This is a genomic window from Granulicatella sp. WM01, assembly GCF_004570605.1.
Classification (GTDB): domain Bacteria; phylum Bacillota; class Bacilli; order Lactobacillales; family Aerococcaceae; genus WM01.
Window position 1 is genome coordinate 1 of the sequence record NZ_SPPB01000011.1, and the last position, 22,158, is coordinate 22,158.

The following is a 22,158-nucleotide window of genomic DNA, read 5'->3' on the forward strand; positions in this document are numbered from 1 at the left end:
GTTTAAATATTTTACATATTTACGAACTCGAGTATTTTTAGTGCAAGAAAAATTATTTAAACCATCTTAATATGGGCTGAAAAGTCTATCAAATCAGTATGCTTATTGTCAAGGCACGCTCACGCTATAAACCTTGACAACTGCATACCGATTCGAAAAGAAACAATTAGCCCTATTAAGAAAAAACAACTTAATATTTGCTGGAATTTTTACTTACCAACATAATTTGACGAAGAGCCGACAAATAGTCTAGTTATCAGCCCTATTAAAGTTTAACCTACTAAAACCGTGTTTTCTTTCATAAAAAATGTAAACAATAAACAAATTTTCTATTATTTAGAAAAATAAGTAATATTAAAAAAAATACAATCCATTAACGTATATTATAATATAGGAGGAATAGTATTATGGTTGCATTATGGGAAAAATATAAATGGATTTTAATAGGAAGTATACTCGTTTTTATTATTGGGATTGGTACTTATTTAAGTCAAACAATACATTTTCAAACAGAAATCACATCAGTAAGTCAAAGTAATGTAGAAACATTAAGTGGAACTGAAACAACCTTTCAAGGATTTGCTGATATAAAAGGTGAAGTCAATGCTCCGGGTATGTATGCTATAGAAAGTAATATGCGTCTTAAAGATTTAATTGATCGTGCTGGAGGATTTACTGAAAATGCTGCACAAGAACATGTGAATTTATCACGTATTATTACAGATGAAATGATTATCGTTATCCCAAACAAACAACAAATAGATGCACAAGATGTTTTGTCATCTTCTGTAAAAGAAGGAGAACAGTCTAATAAAGTGAATTTAAATACTGCAACAAAAGAACAGTTAATGACAATTAAAGGAATTGGAGAGAAAAAAGCATTACTTATTATAGAATACAGAAAAGAACACGGAAAATTTAAAACAATTGAAGATTTAGGGCAAATTAAAGGGTTTTCTCAAACTTTTATTCAAACAATAGAACCATTTGTGAGAATCACACCATGAAAAATTTATGGATTTTTGTCTGTTTAACAGGTGTTTTAGGAGGATTATTTTGGATTTATCCAACGTGGTGGACGATTAGTTTACTGGTGTTGTGGATAATACGTTTATTCTATTTTAAGCATAAAAAAGTTCTAATGTATTCCAGTCTATTTGTCCTTTTGATAATAGGATGCATTTTATACAAGAAAACACACACAACACGTTTACAAGACAAAGTAAAAGAACAAGTTATTACAATTTTTGCAGATACTGTCAGTATCAACGGAGATAGTTTAAGTGCAAAGGGAGATATTTCAGGAGAATTAGTTAGCATTTATTATGTCTTACAAACAGAAAAAGAACAACATTTTTGGATAACGAACACACAAAATATTACGATAAAAGCAACAGGTCAACTCGAACAATATGCTAAAGCAAGAAATCCTTATCAGTTCAATTATGCCTCTTATATGTTACGTTATAGACAAAGTTATTGGAAAATCAATGTCAAAGCATATACTATTTTAAACGCACAAGCAAATTGGCGACAATTTATTCGAAAACAATGTATTGAAAATTTACCACCTACATTAACTATGATTGTCAATAGTTTATTTTTCAATGTGAATACGGAATTAAATGAAACATTCCAAAGTATAGGCTTACTCTATCTTGTTAATATGTCAGGAATACATATTGCATGGATTTTAAATACTTTAACAAAATTATTATTCTATTTAGGACTGACCCGAGAAAAAACAACATATATTATGAAAGGGGTTGCTTTATTTCTTGGTTATCTTTGTGGAGATGGAATAGGGGTTCAAAAAGCTATTTTACTCTATTTACTAGGAAAAAGAGGAACAACATTAGATAGAATAGCATGGGTTACAATGGGGTTATTGATAGTCAATCCATATTTTCTCATGCATTTAGGTTTTCAATTTACTATAATGCTCTCGTTTTTTAATTATTTTTTCAAGAAACAACGTGTGATGTTATGGCTACTCACATTGCCTTTATTGAGTGCCAATTTTTTTGAAATATCAGCTTTATCATTAGTAGCACTTTTTCCTATGCGTTTTGTAACAAAGTACATAGTAATGCCATGTGTTGTTATAGGGATTATTTTATCAAAATTACCCCCAACATTATTTGGTGGAATACTATATATAGTAGAGCAATGTTTTGTAAAATTTGTATATTTTAGCCAATTTTTAGCAGCACATCACGAATTAAAATGGATTACAGGAAGACTGCCAGATGAAAGATATTTATTCATTTTTATATGTATTATATTATTTGGGCAACTTAAACATAAACATTGGAGATACTGGAGGTTTTGTTTAGTCATACCAATTGTCTTGCTATTTATGCCAGTTTATTATGAGCAAATAATGATGATTGATGTTGGTCAAGGCAGTAGTTTGCTTATTCAAAAAGGAAAGAATGCCGTATTAATTGATACTGGTGGAGTATTACATATACCTCAAAAACACGTATGGAAACAACGGAAAATAAAAGATGTGGCTAAAGATATTTTATTGCCTACTTTGAAAGGATTAGGTATTCAACGTTTAGAAGGAGTAATTATTACACACTCTGATGCCGATCATGTTCAAGCATTAGAGCAGTTAAGAAAAGAGATGCCTATTCAGCATATTTATTACGGACTTGGTGCTAAGGTTAATGGGGATATGCCAGTAATTGCTCCAAAAACATTGTCATTTAATGTAAGTGTTGTGAGCATTTTATATCCATTTAAAAAAGGACAAGGAGAAAATGACGATTCGTTAATTTTGTATATGACATTTGGAGAGTTAACATGGCTTATAACAGGAGATGCTAGTCAAAAGATAGAGAATGAATTGCTGAAATTATATCCTAAATTAAAAGCGGACGTATTAGTTGTGACATCATGGAAGTCGAACATCAAGCGGAGAAGATTTTATTAAACAGATTTCTCCAAAATATAGTTTGATTTCGGTAGGAAAAAACAATCGATATAAGCATCCACATCATGATGTTATTGAACGATTAAAACACTCAAAAATATATCGTACAGATAAAATGGGAGCTGTTCGTTATATTTTAGAAAATGGAAAATGGAAGTGGAAAATAACTTTACCATAAAATGATAACAGAAAAGCTGTATAATGCAACAGATGTTTGTGAAAATATAACAGTTATTGATACACGTGTTTATGAGATGTATATCTTTTTAAATAAATAAAAAATATTGATTTAATCATATTTACAAAAAAGTTCTAAATACTTGATTATGTTTTAAAATAATGTTAGAGTATGTGAGTAGAAAAAATAATAAAACAGTTTTTAATTCTGTTTTTAACATTAATAACATTAAGAGAGGAACAAAAACATGGGAAAAAAAGTTAGTATTGAAAACCTTTTAAATGATCAAAATACTGATTTTACTATGGTTCAAATTTTAGATGAAAATGGTGAGGTTGTAAATCCAGACTTAATGCCTGATTTATCTGATGAACAATTAGTTGAATTAATGAAAGATATGGTGTGGTCACGTATTTTACATGAACGTTCAACTGCATTAAATAGACAAGGACGTTTAGGATTTTACGCACCTACTGCTGGTCAAGAGGCAAGCCAATTAGGAAGTATTGCAGCAATTGAAAAGGAAGATGTATTATTGCCAGGATATCGTGATGTTCCACAATTGATTAAACACGGTTTACCATTACATCAAGCATTTTTATGGTCACGTGGACATGCTGCTGGGAATATTTATCCAGAAAGTTTACAAGCATTACCACCACAAATTATTATCGGAGCACAATATGTTCAAGCAGCAGGTGTAGCATTAGGATTGAAAATGCGTGGAAAACAAACTGTTGCTGTAACATATACTGGAGATGGTGGATCATCTCAAGGGGACTTCTATGAAGGAATTAACTATGCGGGTGCTTACAATGCTCCAGCCATTTTCTTCATTCAAAATAACGGATGGGCAATTTCAACACCTCGTGAGTTACAATCAAAAGCCAAAACATTGGCACAAAAAGCTGTGGCTGCTGGTATTCCAGGTATTCAAGTTGATGGGATGGATATTTTAGCAGTATATGCTGTAACGAAAAAAGCACGTGAATATGCTGTATCAGGAAATGGTCCAGTCTTAATTGAAACAATTTGTTATCGTTTTGGACCACACACATTATCTGGAGATGACCCAACACGTTATCAACCAGAGGGTGTACAAGATGAATGGCAGAAAAAAGATCCTTTAATTCGTTTCCGTAAATTCTTAGAAAATAAAGGATTATGGTCTAAAGAAAAAGAAGACGAAGTGATTGAAGCAACTAAAGAAGAAATTAAAGAAGCAATTAAATTAGCAGATCAAGAACCAAAACAAAAAGTTTCAGATTTCTTGAAAAATATGTTTGAAACCCCAACAAGAGATATTCAAGAACAAATTGAACGATTTGAAGCGAAGGAGAACAAATAATCATGGCACAAAAAACAATGATTCAAGCAATTACAGATGCATTGGCACATGAATTGGAACGTGATCCAAATGTATTAATTTTCGGTGAAGATGTTGGTAAAAACGGTGGTGTATTCCGTGCAACACAAGATTTACAAGATAAATTTGGTGTTGATCGTGTGTTTAACACACCTTTAGCAGAATCAGGTATTGGTGGTTTAGCTATTGGATTAGCCTTAGAAGGATACAGACCAGTTCCAGAAATTCAGTTTTTAGGATTTATTTTTGAAGTAATGGATTCAGTTGTAGCACAAGCTGCACGTACACGTTACCGTATGAGTGGTACACGTACAATGCCTATTACATTTAGAGCACCATTTGGTGGTGGCGTGCACACTCCAGAGTTGCACTCAGATAATTTAGAGGGATTATTGGCACAATCTCCAGGGATAAAAGTGGTTATTCCAAGTAATCCGTATGATGCAAAAGGATTGATGATTGCATCTATTCGTGATAACGATCCTGTTATTTTCTTAGAGCACATGAAACTTTATCGTTCATTCCGTGAGGAAGTGCCAGATGAAGAATATATTGTGCCACTTGGTAAAGCCTCTGTACCAGTAGAAGGGCAAGATGTTTCAATCATTACTTACGGTGCAATGGTTCGTGAATCTATTAAAGTGGCTGAAAAATTGGCTAAGGAAGGTATTTCTGTAGAAGTTGTTGACTTGCGTACAGTATCACCATTAGATTTAGACACTATTTTAGCATCTGTACAAAAAACAGGACGTGTTGTAGTTGTTCAAGAAGCACAACGTCAAGCAGGAATTGGTGCAATGGTTATGTCTGAGATTGCAGAACGTGCGGTATTGCATTTAGAGGCACCAATTGGTCGTGTAGCTGCTCCAGATACAATTTTCCCATTTGGTCAAGCAGAGCATGACTGGTTACCAAATGCAAACGATATTGAAGAAAAAGTTAGAGAAATATATAATTTCTAACAATAGTTGAATCATCATCTATATATCGTGATGAAATATAAACTATTCATTCAGAAATAGAAAGGATAAAAAACATGGCATTCCAATTTAAATTACCAGATATTGGTGAAGGTATTCATGAAGGTGAAATTGTCAAATGGCATATAGCTGTAGGCGACACAATCAATGAAGATGACACATTATTAGAAGTTCAAAATGATAAATCTGTTGAAGAGATTCCATCTCCAGTTACAGGAAAAGTATTAAACATTTTAGTAGAAGAGGGGGTTGTGGCGACAGTTGGGCAAGTTTTAGTTGAAATTGAAGCCGAAGGTCATGAAGAAAAATCAAGTCCAGTAGAATCAGCTCCAGCACAGTCAGTTACACAAGTGGCTTCATCAGCACCTAGTGCAGAAAGTGTACCAGCTCAACCAACTGGAAAACCAAGTAAAAATGTATTAGCGATGCCGTCAGTACGTCAATTAGCACGTGAATTAGGTGTAGATATTACATTGGTAACACCTTCTGGTAAAGGTGGACGAGTAGTTAAGGAAGATGTTACAGCATTTGCTAATGGTACACAAACAGTTCCAGCATCTACAGAACAAGTAGTATCGCAAATATCTGAGGCTCCAGTGGCACCAGCAACTAGTCCAGTACGTGAAACTGTTTCAACTCCAGCTCCTAGCGTACCTTATGTATCTCAAAGTCCAGAAGCAGAAGTACGTGAAAAATTAACACCTATGCGTAAAGCAATTTCAAAAGCTATGGTGAATAGTAAACATACAGCACCACACGTGACTTTATTTGATCAAGTTGAAGTGACAAAATTATGGAATCATCGTAAGAAATTTAAAGATGTTGCAGCCAGTCAAGATGTTAAATTGACATTCCTACCTTATGTTGTTAAAGCACTTGTTGCAACTGTACGTAAATTCCCAGTATTGAACGCATCGATTGATGATGCTGCTCAAGAAATTGTATTGAAAAATTACTACAATATTGGTATTGCAACAGATACAGCACACGGTTTATATGTGCCAACAATTAAGCAAGCAGATGCTAAAAGTATGTTTGCTATTGCAAAAGAAATTAGTAATAAAGCAGCATTAGCACATGAGGGGCAATTAAAACCTGCTGATATGTCTAATGGAACAATTACGATTACAAATATTGGTTCAGTTGGAGGAATGTGGTTTACACCAATTATTAATCACCCAGAGGTAGCTATTTTAGGTGTAGGAACTATTGCTACAGAACCAGTTGTTAACCAAGACGGAGAATTAGCTGTTGGTCGTATGATGAAATTATCATTAAGTTTTGATCACCGTATTGTAGATGGTGCAACTGCTCAAAAAGCAATGAATGAAATTAAACGTTTGCTAGCTGATCCAGAATTAATGTTAATGGAAGGATAACATCAGAAGTTCTTAGATGAAGTGGGAAAAGGTTAAAAGCTGTGTAGCATTTTGGTTTAAAAAGATTAGTGTAGTTTTTTAATGTTATGTAACATAGTACCCTTTTTTTCATCATCTAATATAACTCTAATGAGTTATTTAGCACATAAAATAAGATGTTAAAAAGACTAAATACAAGTAAAATGGAGTATTTTAATTAACATAATCAGTTTTGTTGTGTTTTTAAACATTGATTGTTTAATCGAATATGATATATCACAAATGAAAAGTAATATGATGCATATACAAATAGTGCTAGAGTAAAAATTTGCTATAAACATTAATATATATTGATGTTTTAAAAGTGTTTAGTATGCTTTGGCTATATAAATAGAGTAATAGTAATCTTTAATAATAAGGAGATAGACGTATGGTAGTAGGAGATTTTGCCATTGAATTGGATACAGTCGTAATTGGTGCTGGTCCTGGTGGATATGTGGCAGCAATTCGTGCTTCGCAAATGGGACAAAAAGTTACCATTATTGAGAAAAATAAATTAGGTGGCGTTTGTTTAAATGTAGGATGCATCCCATCTAAAGCATTGATTTCAGCAGGACATCGTTATCAAGAAGCAAAACATTCAGATATTTTCGGTGTGACAGCAGAAAACGTTACTTTAGATTTTGAAAAAACACAAGCGTGGAAAGATAATGAAGTAGTCAATAAATTAACATCAGGTGTAGGCATGTTGCTGAAAAAAAATAAAGTTGATGTTGTTTATGGAGAAGCGTTTTTAGTTGATTCAAATACACTTCGTGTTGTTACGGAAGAATCAGCACAAACATATACATTTAATCATGCTATTCTTGCAACAGGTAGCCGCCCTATTGAAATTAAAGGATTTAAGTTTGGGAAACGTGTATTAGATTCAACAGGAGCATTGAATTTGAAAGAAGTACCAGCTCGTTTTGTTGTCATTGGTGGTGGTGTTGTTGGTTCTGAATTAGGTTGTGCTTATGCAAACTTAGGTTCTAAAGTGACTATTTTAGAAGGCTCTCCAAGTATTTTACCAATGTTTGAAAAAGATATGGTTAAAACCGTTGAAAAATCTTTTGAAACAAAAGGTATCAACATTGTAACGAATGCTATGGCAAAAGAAGCTATTGATAATGGCGATAGTGTGACAATTAAATATGAAGTTAATGGAAAAGAAGAAGAGATTGAAGCAGATTATGTTTTAGTGTCTGTTGGACGTCGTCCAAATACAGATGATGATTTAGGATTATCTGCTGCTGGTGTTCAAACTAATGAACGTGGACTAGTTATTGTAGATAATCAAGGACGAACAAGTCAATCTAATATTTTTGCTATAGGTGATATTACACCAGGTGCAGCTCTAGCTCATAAAGCAAGTTATGAAGCTAAAATAGCTGCAGAAGCTATTTCTGGTAAAGCAGTAGCAATTGACTATAAAGTAATGCCGGCAGTTGCATTTACTGATCCAGAAGTTGCCTCAGTTGGATTGAGCGAGAAAGAAGCAAAAGAGCAGGGCTTGGACGTTAAAGCGGTAAAATTCCCATTAGCAGGAAATGGTCGTGCTTTATCGTTAAATGCAACAGAAGGATTTGTACGTTTAGTAACAACTAAAGATAGCCATGTTATTGTTGGTGGTCAAGTTGTTGGTATTAATGCATCTGATATTATTGCAGAAATAGGATTAGCTATTGAAGCAGGTATGAATGCCGAGGATATTGCTTTAACTATTCATGGTCATCCTTCTTTAGGTGAAGTGGTTATGGATACGGCTGAATTGGCGTTAGGATTGCCTATTCACGCTTAATTTTATAAAATATACTACTTGGTATAGTATTAGACTATAAGTTCAAGTCTTTATGAAGAAAAGCATGTAGATTTTAAGCAAATCTATGTGCTTTTTCATGTAAATTCAGTATAATAGAACAGTTCAGATGATTAGTCTAGTTATTTTTTAGAAAGGAAAAAGATATGTTATCAAAAGAAAAATTACAACGCATTAGTGAATTGGCAAAAAAAGATACATTAACAGTTGATGAAAAAGAGGAGCAACAGGCTTTAAGAAAAGAATATCTTGAAACATTTCGTAGTGGTATGAGAAATCATATTGAGGGATTAAAGTTTGTTGATCCAGAAGGAACAGATGTGACTCCAGAGAAGTTAAAGCAAATTCAAAAGGAAAAAGGCTTGCATGGAAGATAATATTTGAAGAAAATGAATGAAATCTGTTTATTTTTTTTCAAATTTTGGTAAAATATAAATATGATAATAATAGAAATGAGGAAAAAAGTATGGAACCAGTATGGGTTGTCATTATTGCTTTATTGACATTTGTTGCAGGAGGCTTTTTAGGCTTTTTCCTAGCTAGAAAATATATTATGAAATATTTTGAAGAAAATCCACCTATTGATGACACAATGATTCGTACAATGATGGCACAAATGGGACAAAAACCGTCAGAAAAGAAAGTGCAACAAATTGTGCAATCAATGAAAATGCAACATAATAAAAAGAAAAAATAATAGTATTTATGTATATAGTGAGAAATCAAGTGTATAGATTTCTTGCTATTTTTCGTGTGTACAATAAATCGTGCTGGCAAATCTAAAGAGTTTACCAACACGATTGTTTTTGTATAGAAAATTAATAAAACGAATAGTAATGATGAATTGTATTATGCAATACTAGATTTAGATGATACATTAAATTTTTATGTAGATAAAAGTAGCACATACAGTTTAGTTAGCATGTTTTTTGTCTATAATATGTGCCATAGTATTTCGATAAATTGTTAAAATACAAAACGACATGATTTCATGACGTTATACATGAAATTATGTCGTTTTGTATGTACCTACTTAATTGTTATAGAATAGAGATTATTTTATTTTTTTACTCATTTCATAATCAAGTTTTTCAAATTGTTGTTTAATTAAATCAGGAAATTGTAATTGATCTTCTTTAGTGTTCATATAAATTGGTTCACCAAATAGTACGTGAGTTTTATGTCGTTTTAATAAATTTTTAAATGTAAATGGGCCATGATAAACTGCTGGAACAATCGGAACTTTTGCTAGTCTAGCAATCATAGCAGCTCCTTGTTTACTTTCTTGAGAATGTCTTGTACCACTAGGGAACATGATTAAGCCTAGTTTCCCTTCTTTTAAATGTGTTACAGGAATTTTAATGGCACTAGGACCGGGATTTTCACGATCAACAGGAAAAGCATTCATACTTTTAATTAACCATCGTAGAAGAGGGTTTTTGAACAATTCTTTTTTTGCCATAAAACAAAATTGTTTTGGACTAGCTGCTAAAGCTAAATAAACTGGATCTAACCATGAACGATGTGGTGAAATGAGAATATATCCTTGTTCCTTGTTAGGTAAGTTGTGTTTATTGTAAATAGCAGTTTTTCCGTTTAAAAGAAATAATAGGCATCTTGCAATACTACGAATAATTGAATATAGCATCTTTTTCTCCCTTTCGTTAAATAATCGTCATTCTATTATGACAAAAAAATTGCTGAAAATCAAGTGTTCTTTTATGATTAAAATAGCATTTATAAATGGTGTAAAACTGAAAAATAAAATAAACAAAACGTGTTATGTTATACGAGAGTAGACTAGTTTGGTAATTATAATATCTCATTATATGTGTTGGTATAATTGCTGTCATAACACAAAAATATAACATATAAACCTATCATGTTATGTTCCGTTTTGATAAAAAATTCCAATGTATCCGTCCTTTACAAATTTATAAAGGAGCATATATTTAATGCTAAAATTAAGAAAATAGGTAATGAGTGACTTATATAGTTTATCTTTAAACATATTTTTGTTGTTTACTATACTACATGGTATCGTTTTTGTAGATAGTATTGTTTAAAGAAATGACATTAAATAAGACATATTTGATTATGGCAATTTTTAAAGTTAAAGAATAAGCTATTGAAGCATAAGGTGTGATGACACAATATAGTAGGATAGGCGTTTTTTCTTGAAACGTGATACAATAGGATTATATCAATTATGAGGATACTTATGAGATAGCACTAGCAATTTCATAGTAAGAAGTGGACTATTAAAATAAAGTGTGACTGATGTGTTAAAGAGTAAGGAAAAGGTAGAAAATGTTATACACAATAGAGGAAAATTTAGTACAGGGAGGACATGTTGCTTTACTATATCAAGGTCTACAAGATATTTTAAAATAGTATGGAGTGTAAAAAAGTTAGAAAGGAGAAACTAATGCAATCATGTATTGTCACAACACATGTGAAGGCTAGTAGTGATAGTGTAAGGCAGGCAATTTGTTTAGCACAACAATTAAATATACCCTATTGCTCCAGAGAAAAGAGGACGATAAAACAATTGATGGTTTTGTATGCATCGGCGTTGATTGTGTATACAGATAAGTTGGTTTATGTCGATAAAAATGGTGACAAGCTATTTTTTCATCCAAATACGGCAATGATTAGGATTAAGCAAGGAAAAGAACCTTTGTTGGAACTTATTGGTCAAGAAAAACAGAGTATTTTAGATTTAACAATGGGTCTGGCAAGTGATAGTATTGTGATGAGCCATGCAGGGCATCACGTCATTGCAATCGAACAAAATACTATTATTTATACGATTGTGAGCCATGGATTGAAGCAATATTGTACGCATATTAGTGAAATCGATGCGGCAATGCGCCGAATACAAACGTATCAAGGCAATCATCTTGACTTTTTGAAACAATCCGCAAGTCATAGCGTGGATGTGATTTATATTGATCCTATGTTTTCGCATGTTATCACAGAATCTAAAAATTTAGATGCGTTAAAAACTTTAGCGTATTATAAGAGAGATTTTGATCAAGTGATGTATGAAGCTAAACGGGTGGCAAGAAAGCAAATTATTTTAAAAGCGCATTATTTAGATACAGTTTTTGAAGAATATGGATTTATACGTGGTGTACGGAAAAGTGCAAAATTTCATTTTGGTAGTTATCGTATAGAATAGATGATTTACCAATTGAAAACTGAGAATATTTATGTATTTGGAAAAGTGCATACCGTTAAACAATGCCTTGATAACATGTGGATTAGGTGATATGTCAATAATGACAAGACATTTTTAGTGATAGATGTTGTTTAAATAATTTGTTTTCTGGAGTAGGCATGTTGCTAGCAAAGTATGTGAATAATGCTGATTTTATAATCATGTGAGTTGACATTCGATTAAAAATCCAGTATGATGAAAACGTAACACAAAGGGGTGCCGTTGGCTGAGATTATACCCTTAGAACCTGTTCGTTAATGCGAGTGTAGGGATTGTGAAATGTGCAAATGAATGCATCTAGTCTTTGTGTACACTGACTAGGTGTTTTTGTTATATTCTATATTCTGTAACGATACAAAAATGATGAGTAAGGAGGGATTATTTGAAAGTAAAGCGCTGGATAAATCAGTGGGGTAGTCTAATAATTGTCGTTGTTATTTGGGAGTTGGTTAGTTTCTTTGGTTTGGTACCTAAATTTTTATTGCCCAGTTTTACACATGTTTTAACCGTACTGTTTCAAGAGGGAAATATTTTAGCAATGCATGTGCTGACAACATTAGTTGAGGCATTAATTGGACTAAGTTTTAGTGTTTTTTTGGCAGGGATATTAGCTGTTTTAATGGATAAGTACCATTGCGTGCATACATTTATGATGCCACTTTTATTGGTATCTCAAACAATTCCAACTGTTGCACTTGCGCCATTGTTGATTTTATGGTTTGGATATGGCATGATGCCAAAAATTATATTAATCGTTATTGTATGTTTCTTTCCATTGACGATGAGTTTACTCAATGGATTTAAGCAAATTGATGAGGCGTATTTAAATATGATGAACAGTTTTCATGCGAGTTATTGGCAAATTATGAAATACGTTAAATTTCCATTTGCTTTACCGTCATTTTTTTCAGGATTGAAAGTATCTACGTCATACGCTATTATTAGTGCAGTCATTGCCGAGTGGTTAGGTGGAGATAGTGGTTTAGGTGTTTATATGACTCGTGTGCGTAAGTCTTATGCATTTGATAAAATGTTTGCAGTGATTATATTAATTAGTTTATTTAGTCTAATCTTATTGTGGGGTGTTAATCGAATCGAGCGTTTTGTGTTACAGAAATGATATGAGCTTAAAAAAGCGGAGGAGATTTTATGAGAAAAAAATTAGTCATGTTAATGATTATGTTTGGTTTGTTATTGGGCGCTTGCACACAATCTGAAAATCTTTCAAATAAAGAAAAAGTTGATGTGACATTAGTGCTAGATTGGAGTCCAAATACAAATCATACTGGTATTTATGTTGCAGAACAAATGAAGTTTTTTGAAGAGGTTGGATTAAATGTAAAAATTATACAACCACCAGCAGATGGAGCGGAATTAATGGTTGCTAGTGGTCAAGCCGATTTTGGTATTAGTTTTCAGGATACTTTAGCAGCAAGTTTTGCAGAAAAATTACCTGTAAAAGCTATTGCTAGTATCATGGCACACAATACATCTGGTATAGTCACACTATCAGATAAAAAGGTTACTCGTGCTAAACAGTTAGAAGGTTTAACTTATGCAACATGGGATTTACCAATAGAAAAAGCCATGGTCAAACAAATTATTACAGATGATGGTGGGAATGCTGACAAATTAAAAATGGAACCAAATACAGTAACGGACATTGTGTCCGCTTTACAAACAACAGTTGATGCAGTATGGGTGTACGAAGGCTGGGACGGAGTTGCCGTTAAAAATGCAGGATTACAGACAAATTTTTTATCATTTAGAGAGTTAAATCCAGCATTTGATTATTACACACCTGTGCTTATTACAAATGAGCAAACATTGCAACATAAATCAGAGGTCGTAAAAAAACTTTTATCGGCTTTATCTAAAGGATATACGTATGCTGCAAAACATCCAAAAGAATCAGCAGATATGCTATTAAAAAAAGTTCCCGAATTAGATAGACAACTAGTTGAACAAAGTCAAGAATTTGTATCTAAATATTATCTTGATGAAGGAAAACCTTGGGGATATATAGATAAAGAAAGATGGGGAAAATTTTATAAGTGGTTAAACGAACAACATATATTGAAAGAGAACATAGATGAATACACAGGATTTACCAATGACTTTATTGCACGTTAAACATGTGTCAAAGTCGTATCATACACCAATTTTAAAAGATGTTTCTTTGACGATTAATCAAGGAGAATTGGTGTGCTTATTAGGAAAAAGTGGTAGTGGGAAGTCAACATTACTCAATATTATTGCACATATTGAACAGGCAGATACAGGAGAAGTTATATCTTATGAACAGGTTGCATATATGCAACAAAAAGACTTGCTTTTGCCGTTTAAAACGGTTTTAGAAAATATTCTATTGCCTAAAAAAATTCAAGGGACATTAACAAAAGACATAAAGCGAAAAGCCATTAATCTTTTAGAGGAACTAGGATTAAAAGGAACACTGCATCATTATCCATCTGAATTATCTGGTGGAATGAAACAACGTGTTGCTTTTGCAAGAACAATTATGTCTGAGTATAAATTGCTTTTATTAGATGAGCCGTTTAGTGCATTAGACTATATTACACGTACAGATTTACAAAAATGGTATGCGAGTATTTCAAAAAAATATCAGTTAAGTACTTTGCTCGTTACTCATGATATTGATGAGGCATTGTTATTAGCAGATAAAATTATGCTATTAGATAATGGCACATTATGTTCAGTGAAAATATTACCTAAAGATAAAGACATGTACATGTTAAGTCAACAATACTTAATGGATAAAAAAGAGTTGTTAATGGTGTTAACGGATAGTTTTAGAAAATAAACGGGTATAGACTTAACTTATTAAATAAAAAAGGCTCGATTTCAAAGGAGTACAAGAAATCGTGTTGGTAAACCAAAAAAGTTTGCCAACACGATTGTTTCTGTATAACTAAGTGAAACAAAACAGAACGTAGTGAAAGTAGAGTGTTTTTTTTATTAGTTTAAATGTGTTTCTGTGTATAGAGTGTCATTCTTTATGGATATAGCATGGTAAAGGGACAAAATATGGATATACATGTTCTCCATATGTTATATACTATGTTAAAATCATTTTTAAGATTTTGAGATAATAGATAAAATAGATTGAAATTAGATAATGATGTCTTGTTGTCTGTTGATTTAATATATTGTTTAGTACAATGATGTATTAGTTACATCTTTATGTGACAAATTTATTGATTTAGTAAACAGACTTTATAAATTATTTTGTGAAGATATATTGACGAGTACTTCAAAAAAAATTATGATAACATAAAATGCTTTTGATATGGAGGAGTTATGACGCTTAATTTAAAACAAAAAATTATTCAAGAGGCAAAAGCATTAGGGATAGATAAAATAGGATTTACAAGTGCACAACCATTTGATTATTTAAAAAAATCGTTACAAGAGCAAAAAGACTTAGGACGAACGACAGGTTTTGAGCATGAAAACATTGATGAGCGAGTATATCCACATTTGATTTTTGAACAGCCAAAATCTATTATTGCGATTGCTTTGGCATATCCTAGCCGTTTAAATCAAGCGTTAAATCAAGATAAAGAAGATAGACGAGGTAGTTTTGCAAGAGCTTCTTGGGGGCAAGATTATCATGACATTTTAAAAGATAGAATGAATAAATTGATTGCTTATATTAAAACACAAGCAAGTACAGCTACTTTCAAACCAATGGTAGATACTGGAGAGTTGATTGATGTTGCTGTTGCACAAAGAGCAGGTTTAGGGTTTATTGGTAAAAACGGTCTATTAATTACAGAAGAATTTGGTTCTTATGTTTATTTAGGTGAAATCATTACGAATATCGAATTTGAACCCGATACACCAATTCCTGATGGGTGCGGAGATTGCATACGTTGTTTACGTGCATGTCCACCCAAGGCATTATTAGGTGATGGACGTTTAGACGGAAAAAGATGCTTATCTTATCAAACACAAACGAAAGGATACATGCCAGAAGAGTATCGTAAAAAAATGACACATGTGATTTATGGGTGCGATATTTGTCAAATGGTTTGTCCATATAATCAAGGTAAAGATTTTCATCTTCATCAAGAAATGGAGCCAGTCCCCTCACATGTTCAACCTTCTTTAAAAAAGATGTTAACATTATCTAATAAAGAATTTAAACAAGAATTTGGATATATGTCAGGTTCTTGGAGAGGTAAAAAACCGCTCCAAAGAAATGCGATTATTGCCTTAGCAAACTACCGTGATCAAAGTGCGTTACCTAAATTAATTGAAATTATGGAATGTGATGTTCGCCCAGTTATTCGTGGGACAGCCGCTTGGGCAATTTCACAAATTCAACGTGATTACAATGAGCTGATTATTGAATGTATGCAAGCACAACTGGAAAAAGAGGACGATAGAGAAACTATTGAAGAAATGCAAAAAGCTATTGACGTTTTGAAACAGAAGAAAAAGAGAGGATAATAGGAACACACCTTATAAATATATTATGATGTATTGTTAATAGCTACTGTGAAAGATATGCATAAATAAACATCTACCAAATAGTGTTAAAGAAATGCACAAATATATGATGTTCAATTCTTTTTAGATTATATGATAATGTTTTCTGAAAATCAGACTTTATTTTTTGAAAAACGTACGAAATATGCATGAAAAATACTTGTTTTTTTGCATGATATTTGGCATTAAAGTATGAATACAGTATAATAAATAAAGTAAAGAAAGGAGGGATAAGATGAACGGAATATTTTTAGAAGGTTCAGCACGTGCGATTATTTTATTTCATGCGTATACAGGTTCAACTGCAGATGTTCGTTTATTAGGTACACGATTAAATCAAGTTGGATATACGGTATATATGCCTCTTTTTTCTGGTCATGGTACAAAAGATTTAAGATGTGTATTAGCTTATTCTCCTAAACAATGGCAATCAGAAGCCTATCAAGCCGTCATGGTAATGAAAGAAAAAGGATACCAGCAAATTGCTGTGTTTGGATTATCAATGGGAGGCATGTTTGCATTAGATATTCTTACTCAGTCAATCCCAGAGATTATTGGAGGAGGATCTTTTAACTCTCCAATTCCATTGACAGATTCTACTTTAGTGCAGCAAGCATTTGTTAGGCTAGCTAATCGCTTTTACCAAGAGAGTATGGGAGATAAGCAGGTATATGATAAAGAGATTGAACAATCCTCGGTAAAACAATTGTCTGCAATAGAAACATTAACAGAAGATATTGCGGAACAGTTAAGTTATATTCATGTTCCAGTTTACATTGCACAATCTGGAGAAGATGAGTTGATTGATGTGGAAATTGGTGAAAAAATGATGCGTTTAATGCCATTTACAACAGTTGATTACCACTATTTTCCAAAGGCAACTCATGTGATTACAATTGGTGCGTATAAAAAAGAGTTTAATGAGAGTGTGTTAACATTTGTCAATCAACTGGATTGGAGCCTAACATGAAAGAACAGATAATAAAAGTTTTAGAACAGAAAAGTATGACAACTCATGAATTAGCTGAAACATTGCACATGAGTAGTTCACATGACTATAGCATTTTGATTAAACAAATTGCATTACTTGAACGCTTGGGCGATATTCAAATTACAAAGAATGGGTATTTAAAAGTAACTTCGCATACATCAGAATATGTAGAGGGTTATTACCGAGCACATGAAAAAGGATTTGGTTTTGTTCAAGTAGACGGACAAGATGAGGACATTTATATTCCTAAAGGAATGCAACTTGCTTTATCTGGAGATAAAGTGAGAGTGATGTTAACTAAAGAAAGCGATATATTTGCTGGAAAAGGTGCAGAGGGAATTATTACAGACATTCTTGAACGTGCTATGACAACGTTAGTAGGAGAATTTGTGAAATATCCACAACATTTAATTGAGGAAACAGGTTTTAGTGGGTATGTTGTTCCTAAAATTAAGCAGATGATGGATTATACGTGTTTCATTGAGCAATCTAGTTTGCAAGTTGTTGATGGGACAATCTGTTTAGTTGATATTACACGCTATCCAACAGAAGATAATCCTAAAAATTTGTTTGGTGTGATTGTTAAAGAAATTGGGTATAAAGATGAACCGGGTGTTGATATTTTAACTATTTTACATAAACGTCATATTCCAGTTGAATTTCCAGAAAAAGTATTGGAAGAAGCGAATCGCTTTTCTATTGAGTTAAGTTCAGAAGATATAAAAGATCGTTTAGATTTACGCCATGAGAAAATTGTGACCATAGATGGACAAGACGCTAAAGATTTAGATGATGCTATTTCTGTAAAATATTTGGATAATGGCCTATTTGAACTAGGTGTTCATATTGCAGATGTATCAACATATGTTAAAGAAGATAGTGGACTTGATAAAGAGGCCTATTTACGTGGAACAAGTGTTTATTTGAGTGATAGAGTCGTGCCAATGCTTCCGCAACGTTTATCAAATGGTATTTGTTCACTACACCCTGATGAAGACAGGTTAACATTGTCATGTATTATGCAATTAGATGCCTCAGGGAATGTTCATGAGTATTGTATTACACCTAGTGTGATTCGCTCTTGTAAGAGAATGAGTTATGAGCGTGTAAATGAAGCCATAGTGCAAGGCAATAAACGGGCTAGAGAAGAATACGAAGATGTTTTAGATATGCTAGAATTGATGAGAGATATTCATTATGCTTTATACCATAAGCGGCATAGACGAGGAGCTATTGATTTTGATACAAATGAAGCCAAAATTTTAGTTGATGAAAATGGGAAACCTCTTGATATTATTCTAAGAGAACGAGGGCTAGCAGAAAGAATGATTGAATCTTTTATGCTATGTGCTAATGAAACAATTGCCAAACATTTCATGGAAAAGCAGTATCCATTCATTTATCGTGTACATGAACAACCCGCAGAAGATAAAATGCAAAGATTTTTAGAATTTACGACTACTTTTGGCATTATGATTAAAGGGACTAGCTCCACAATTAATTCCAAAACATTACAAAAAGTGCTAGAAAAATTAGAAAATCAACCTTATGAAGCACTTGTGTCTACAATGCTTTTACGCAGTATGAAGCAAGCTAGATATGACGAGCAGCCTTTAGGACACTTTGGTTTAGCGACTACTCATTATACGCATTTTACTTCGCCAATTAGACGTTATCCGGATTTAATTGTTCATCGGTTTATCAAAAAATATGCTAAATGTCCTCCTTTAACAGAAGAATTTGATAGTTTACATGCAAAATTAGAAGATATTGCCCAGCAAAGTTCAGCTATGGAAAGACGATCTGTTGAGGCAGAGCGTGAAACAGAGGCAATGAAAAAAGCTGAATATATGTTAGATAAACTTGGACAAAAATTTACAGGAGTTATTAGTTCAGTTACACGTTTTGGGATGTTTGTTGAATTGCCCAATACTGTTGAGGGGCTTATTCATGTATCAAAAATGGAAGATGACCATTATGATTTTATTGAAAATCATCTACTATTGGTAGGTAAACGTACTGGAAAAACGTATCAAATCGGACAAGAATTAACGGTTAAAGTATCAAAAGTAGACGTTGAAACGTATGAAATTGATTTTGATATTGTGTATTCTAAAGAGGATAAAATTAGACAAAAAATCTCTAAAAAACGGGTTAAAAAACAAAGAACAGATAAAAAGAAAGAAAAAAGGAAAACAACTAGACGTAAGAAATAGCGAGAGTAACGAGAGGAAGTGATAGTTATGCCTAAAGGAGAAGGAAAAGTTGTTGCTCAAAATCGAAAAGCTACTCATGATTATACAATTGAAGATACATTTGAGTGTGGCATGGTATTAACAGGGACAGAAATTAAATCCGTTCGTCAGGCAAAAATTAATTTGAAAGACGGATTTTCACGTATTAAAAATGGTGAAGTTTGGTTGCATAATGTGCATATTAGCCCTTTTGAACAAGGTAATATTTTCAACCATGATCCTTTACGTACACGTAAACTTCTGTTACATAAACAACAAATTAAACGTTTAGAAAAAGATATTAAAGTAACAGGATATACTTTAGTTCCTTTAAAAGTCTATTTAAAAGACGGTTATGCTAAATGTTTAATCGGTTTAGCAAAAGGGAAAAAGACTTATGATAAACGTGAGGCAATCAAACAGAAAGATATAAAACGTGACACAGATAGAATGATGAAAGTGAGATAAAAGACGACATGACAGTAACATTTTATTTTGTAAGACATGGTGAAACGTACTTAAATAGATATGAAAGAATGCAAGGGTGGTCTAATGCACCATTAACTAAAGAAGGGCAACAAGGGTGTGTAGCAAGTGGACGAGGATTATCACATATTCATTTTGATGCTGTTTATACAAGTGATTTAAAACGAACACGTGATACGGCTGAATTGATGCTATCGCAAAACAGTTCACATCAAAAACCTACAATTATTGAAAAAGAGGAATTTAGAGAAATTTTCTTTGGTTCCTTTGAAGGATTAGAAGTTGAAAAAGTGTGGCCTAAAATTTTAAAACAAGCTAATGCTACACTAGTAGATTCAAAGCGTATTTTGAATACATTGCATGATATGGACGAACATCATGACGCTGAAAATTATATGATGTTTTGGTCACGTGTTGAAAAAGGAATGTTAGATTTGTTAAAAACGCATAAAAATACAAATCAACATGTTCTTGTTGTTAGTCATGGAATGACAATTCGTATGATGTTAGAAGCTATAATTCCAAACTTTATGTTTGATGGACATTTATTAAATGCTAGTGTATCAAAGGTACGTTATGAAAATGGACAGTTTTATTTAGATTACATTAATCGTACAGATCATTTTGTATGGGAATAAATTAGCTTTCCAATTGATTAAATCTGTTCACATATATGTTTTATTTTTGAAATATGGAAAATATGAATGAAAATAGCTTTTTTGTGGAATATGTGAGAATAAAAAATAAGAGAGTGAATCCATTTTAGAAAAAATATAAAATTTTTTGTGTTTTTTCTATAAAAACGTTTGCAAACTGTGGACGAAAATGGTATACTAAAAAATAAAATAAACGAAAGGGAACGTTTACATGGGAAAAGATGTAGTAACAATTTATGATGTGGCACGTGAAGCTGATGTTTCAATGGCAACAGTATCACGAGTGGTCAATGGTAACCCAAATGTAAAAGCCACAACTAGAAAAAAAGTATTAGACGTTATTGATAGATTAGACTATAGACCGAATGCAGTAGCAAGAGGTTTAGCAAGTAAAAAAACAACAACAATTGGTGTCATAATTCCAGACATTACAAATTTATATTTTTCATCTTTAGCACGTGGAATTGATGATATTGCCACAATGTATAAATATAATATCATTTTAGCAAATTCTGATCAAAGTATTGAAAAAGAGCGTCAAGTGCTGAATGCATTATTGGCTAAACAGGTTGACGGTATTATCTATATGGGATACAGCTTAAGTGAAGAATTAAAATCTGATATGTTGCGTGCAAAAACACCTATTGTTCTAGCAGGTGCATTAGATTCAGATTTACAATTAGGTAGTGTGAACATTGACACACAAGAAGCCATTAAACAAGCTATTGAAAAATTAATTATGAATGGAAATCGTCGTGTTGCTTTTGTAGGTGGTGCCTTAAGTGATCCAATTAATGGTATTTACCGTTTGAAAGGATATAAACAGGCCTTACAAGAACAACATATTGAATTTGATGAAACGTTAGTTATTGAATCAGATTATACATATAAATCTGGTGAAAAAATTGTTTCTCATCTGCAAGCAAGTGGAGCAACAGCAGTTTTTGTTGGTGATGATGAAATGGCTGTTGGGATTTTAAATGTTGCCTTAGATAGAGGCATAAAAGTGCCAGAAGAATTAGAAATTATTACAAGCAATAATTCTAAATTAACAAGATTTGTAAGACCACAATTGAGTTCAGTAGCTCCTCCATTGTATGACATTGGAGCGGTTTCTATGAGATTATTAACTAAAATTATGAATAAGGAAGATGTTAGCGAAAAAGCTATTTTATTACCTTATAAAATTTTATATCGAGAAACAACAAAATAAATAAAAATAATGAATAAAAAATGAAATGATCTGTCTTCGGGGTTAGGTGAAATTCCTTATCGGCGGTATAGTCCGCGAGCAAACGCAGAACTGGTGCAATTCCAGTACCGACAGTATAGTCTGGATGGGAGAAGAAAAGATTACTTCATAGTAGTGTTT

General features: G+C 32.5%; 20 protein-coding genes and 2 riboswitches. Of the genes, 19 read left to right on the plus strand and 1 reads right to left on the minus strand.

Annotated features, from left to right (window positions below):
• Positions 1-407: 407 nt before the first annotated feature.
• The 9 genes from E4T68_RS02825 to E4T68_RS02870 all read left to right on the plus strand — a co-directional run bounded on the left by E4T68_RS02825 (position 408) and on the right by E4T68_RS02870 (position 9,378).
• Positions 408-1,007, plus strand: a complete 600-nt coding sequence (locus tag E4T68_RS02825; protein WP_135123917.1) for a helix-hairpin-helix domain-containing protein — start codon at positions 408-410, stop codon at positions 1,005-1,007.
• A complete protein-coding gene (locus E4T68_RS02830) occupies positions 1,004-2,941 on the plus strand; it encodes a ComEC/Rec2 family competence protein (protein WP_209305047.1) in 1,938 nt (645 codons plus the stop codon). The genes E4T68_RS02825 and E4T68_RS02830 overlap by 4 nt, the downstream gene beginning before the upstream one ends.
• A 22-nt stretch (positions 2,942-2,963) precedes the next feature.
• On the plus strand, positions 2,964-3,119 hold the full coding sequence (locus tag E4T68_RS09520) for a hypothetical protein (RefSeq protein WP_209305048.1): 156 nt from the start codon (positions 2,964-2,966) through the stop codon (positions 3,117-3,119).
• 247 nt (positions 3,120-3,366) lie between these two features.
• Positions 3,367-4,467: a pyruvate dehydrogenase (acetyl-transferring) E1 component subunit alpha gene (gene pdhA, locus E4T68_RS02845; RefSeq protein WP_135123919.1), complete on the plus strand. Its 1,101-nt coding sequence runs from the start codon at positions 3,367-3,369 to the stop codon at positions 4,465-4,467.
• 2 nt (positions 4,468-4,469) lie between these two features.
• Entirely contained in the window at positions 4,470-5,447 is a 978-nt protein-coding gene (locus E4T68_RS02850) for an alpha-ketoacid dehydrogenase subunit beta (protein ID WP_135123921.1), read from the plus strand.
• 74 nt (positions 5,448-5,521) lie between these two features.
• Complete coding sequence (locus E4T68_RS02855; RefSeq protein ID WP_135123923.1) at positions 5,522-6,844, plus strand: 2-oxo acid dehydrogenase subunit E2; 1,323 nt, start codon at positions 5,522-5,524, stop codon at positions 6,842-6,844.
• A gap of 409 nt (positions 6,845-7,253) precedes the next feature.
• On the plus strand, positions 7,254-8,663 hold the full coding sequence (gene lpdA / locus E4T68_RS02860; protein WP_135123925.1) for a dihydrolipoyl dehydrogenase: 1,410 nt from the start codon (positions 7,254-7,256) through the stop codon (positions 8,661-8,663).
• Between the two features lie 164 nt (positions 8,664-8,827).
• The gene (locus E4T68_RS02865) at positions 8,828-9,058 is read left to right on the plus strand and encodes a DUF896 domain-containing protein (protein WP_135123927.1); all 231 of its coding nucleotides are present in this window, start codon (positions 8,828-8,830) and stop codon (positions 9,056-9,058) included.
• Between the two features lie 89 nt (positions 9,059-9,147).
• Positions 9,148-9,378, plus strand: a complete 231-nt coding sequence (locus tag E4T68_RS02870; protein ID WP_135123929.1) for a YneF family protein — start codon at positions 9,148-9,150, stop codon at positions 9,376-9,378.
• A 357-nt stretch (positions 9,379-9,735) separates the two neighbouring features.
• Here E4T68_RS02870 and E4T68_RS02875 read toward each other — a convergent pair whose 3' ends face one another.
• Positions 9,736-10,329 (minus strand): 1-acyl-sn-glycerol-3-phosphate acyltransferase, encoded by a 594-nt coding sequence (locus E4T68_RS02875; RefSeq protein ID WP_135123932.1) that lies wholly within the window; start codon positions 10,327-10,329, stop codon positions 9,736-9,738.
• 780 nt (positions 10,330-11,109) lie between these two features.
• On the opposite strand from E4T68_RS02875, the gene E4T68_RS02880 reads away from it, so the two are divergent.
• The 10 genes from E4T68_RS02880 to ccpA all read left to right on the plus strand — a co-directional run bounded on the left by E4T68_RS02880 (position 11,110) and on the right by ccpA (position 21,999).
• Positions 11,110-11,865, plus strand: coding sequence for a class I SAM-dependent methyltransferase (locus tag E4T68_RS02880; protein WP_135123934.1), 756 nt, complete (start codon positions 11,110-11,112; stop codon positions 11,863-11,865).
• Between the two features lie 241 nt (positions 11,866-12,106).
• A riboswitch (TPP riboswitch) is annotated at positions 12,107-12,193 on the plus strand.
• A gap of 93 nt (positions 12,194-12,286) precedes the next feature.
• The gene (locus tag E4T68_RS02885) at positions 12,287-13,024 is read left to right on the plus strand and encodes an ABC transporter permease (RefSeq protein ID WP_209305049.1); all 738 of its coding nucleotides are present in this window, start codon (positions 12,287-12,289) and stop codon (positions 13,022-13,024) included.
• A 29-nt stretch (positions 13,025-13,053) separates the two neighbouring features.
• Positions 13,054-14,037 carry an ABC transporter substrate-binding protein gene (locus E4T68_RS02890; protein WP_135123936.1) on the plus strand — a complete coding sequence of 328 codons (984 nt, stop codon included), beginning with the start codon at positions 13,054-13,056 and terminating at the stop codon, positions 14,035-14,037.
• A complete protein-coding gene (locus E4T68_RS02895) occupies positions 13,997-14,728 on the plus strand; it encodes an ABC transporter ATP-binding protein (protein WP_135123938.1) in 732 nt (243 codons plus the stop codon). The genes E4T68_RS02890 and E4T68_RS02895 overlap by 41 nt, the downstream gene beginning before the upstream one ends.
• A 497-nt stretch (positions 14,729-15,225) precedes the next feature.
• Positions 15,226-16,380 carry a tRNA epoxyqueuosine(34) reductase QueG gene (queG, locus tag E4T68_RS02900; RefSeq protein ID WP_135123939.1) on the plus strand — a complete coding sequence of 385 codons (1,155 nt, stop codon included), beginning with the start codon at positions 15,226-15,228 and terminating at the stop codon, positions 16,378-16,380.
• 274 nt (positions 16,381-16,654) lie between these two features.
• Positions 16,655-17,389, plus strand: coding sequence for a carboxylesterase (locus tag E4T68_RS02905; protein WP_135123941.1), 735 nt, complete (start codon positions 16,655-16,657; stop codon positions 17,387-17,389).
• A complete protein-coding gene (gene rnr / locus E4T68_RS02910) occupies positions 17,386-19,626 on the plus strand; it encodes a ribonuclease R (RefSeq protein WP_135123943.1) in 2,241 nt (746 codons plus the stop codon). The genes E4T68_RS02905 and rnr overlap by 4 nt, the downstream gene beginning before the upstream one ends.
• Positions 19,627-19,653: 27 nt before the next feature.
• On the plus strand, positions 19,654-20,112 hold the full coding sequence (gene smpB, locus E4T68_RS02915; RefSeq protein WP_135123945.1) for an SsrA-binding protein SmpB: 459 nt from the start codon (positions 19,654-19,656) through the stop codon (positions 20,110-20,112).
• 8 nt (positions 20,113-20,120) lie between these two features.
• On the plus strand, positions 20,121-20,768 hold the full coding sequence (locus E4T68_RS02920) for a histidine phosphatase family protein (RefSeq protein ID WP_135123947.1): 648 nt from the start codon (positions 20,121-20,123) through the stop codon (positions 20,766-20,768).
• A 229-nt stretch (positions 20,769-20,997) separates the two neighbouring features.
• The gene (ccpA, locus tag E4T68_RS02925; RefSeq protein WP_135123949.1) at positions 20,998-21,999 is read left to right on the plus strand and encodes a catabolite control protein A; all 1,002 of its coding nucleotides are present in this window, start codon (positions 20,998-21,000) and stop codon (positions 21,997-21,999) included.
• A gap of 28 nt (positions 22,000-22,027) precedes the next feature.
• Positions 22,028-22,139, plus strand: a riboswitch (FMN riboswitch).
• Positions 22,140-22,158: the final 19 nt, after the last annotated feature.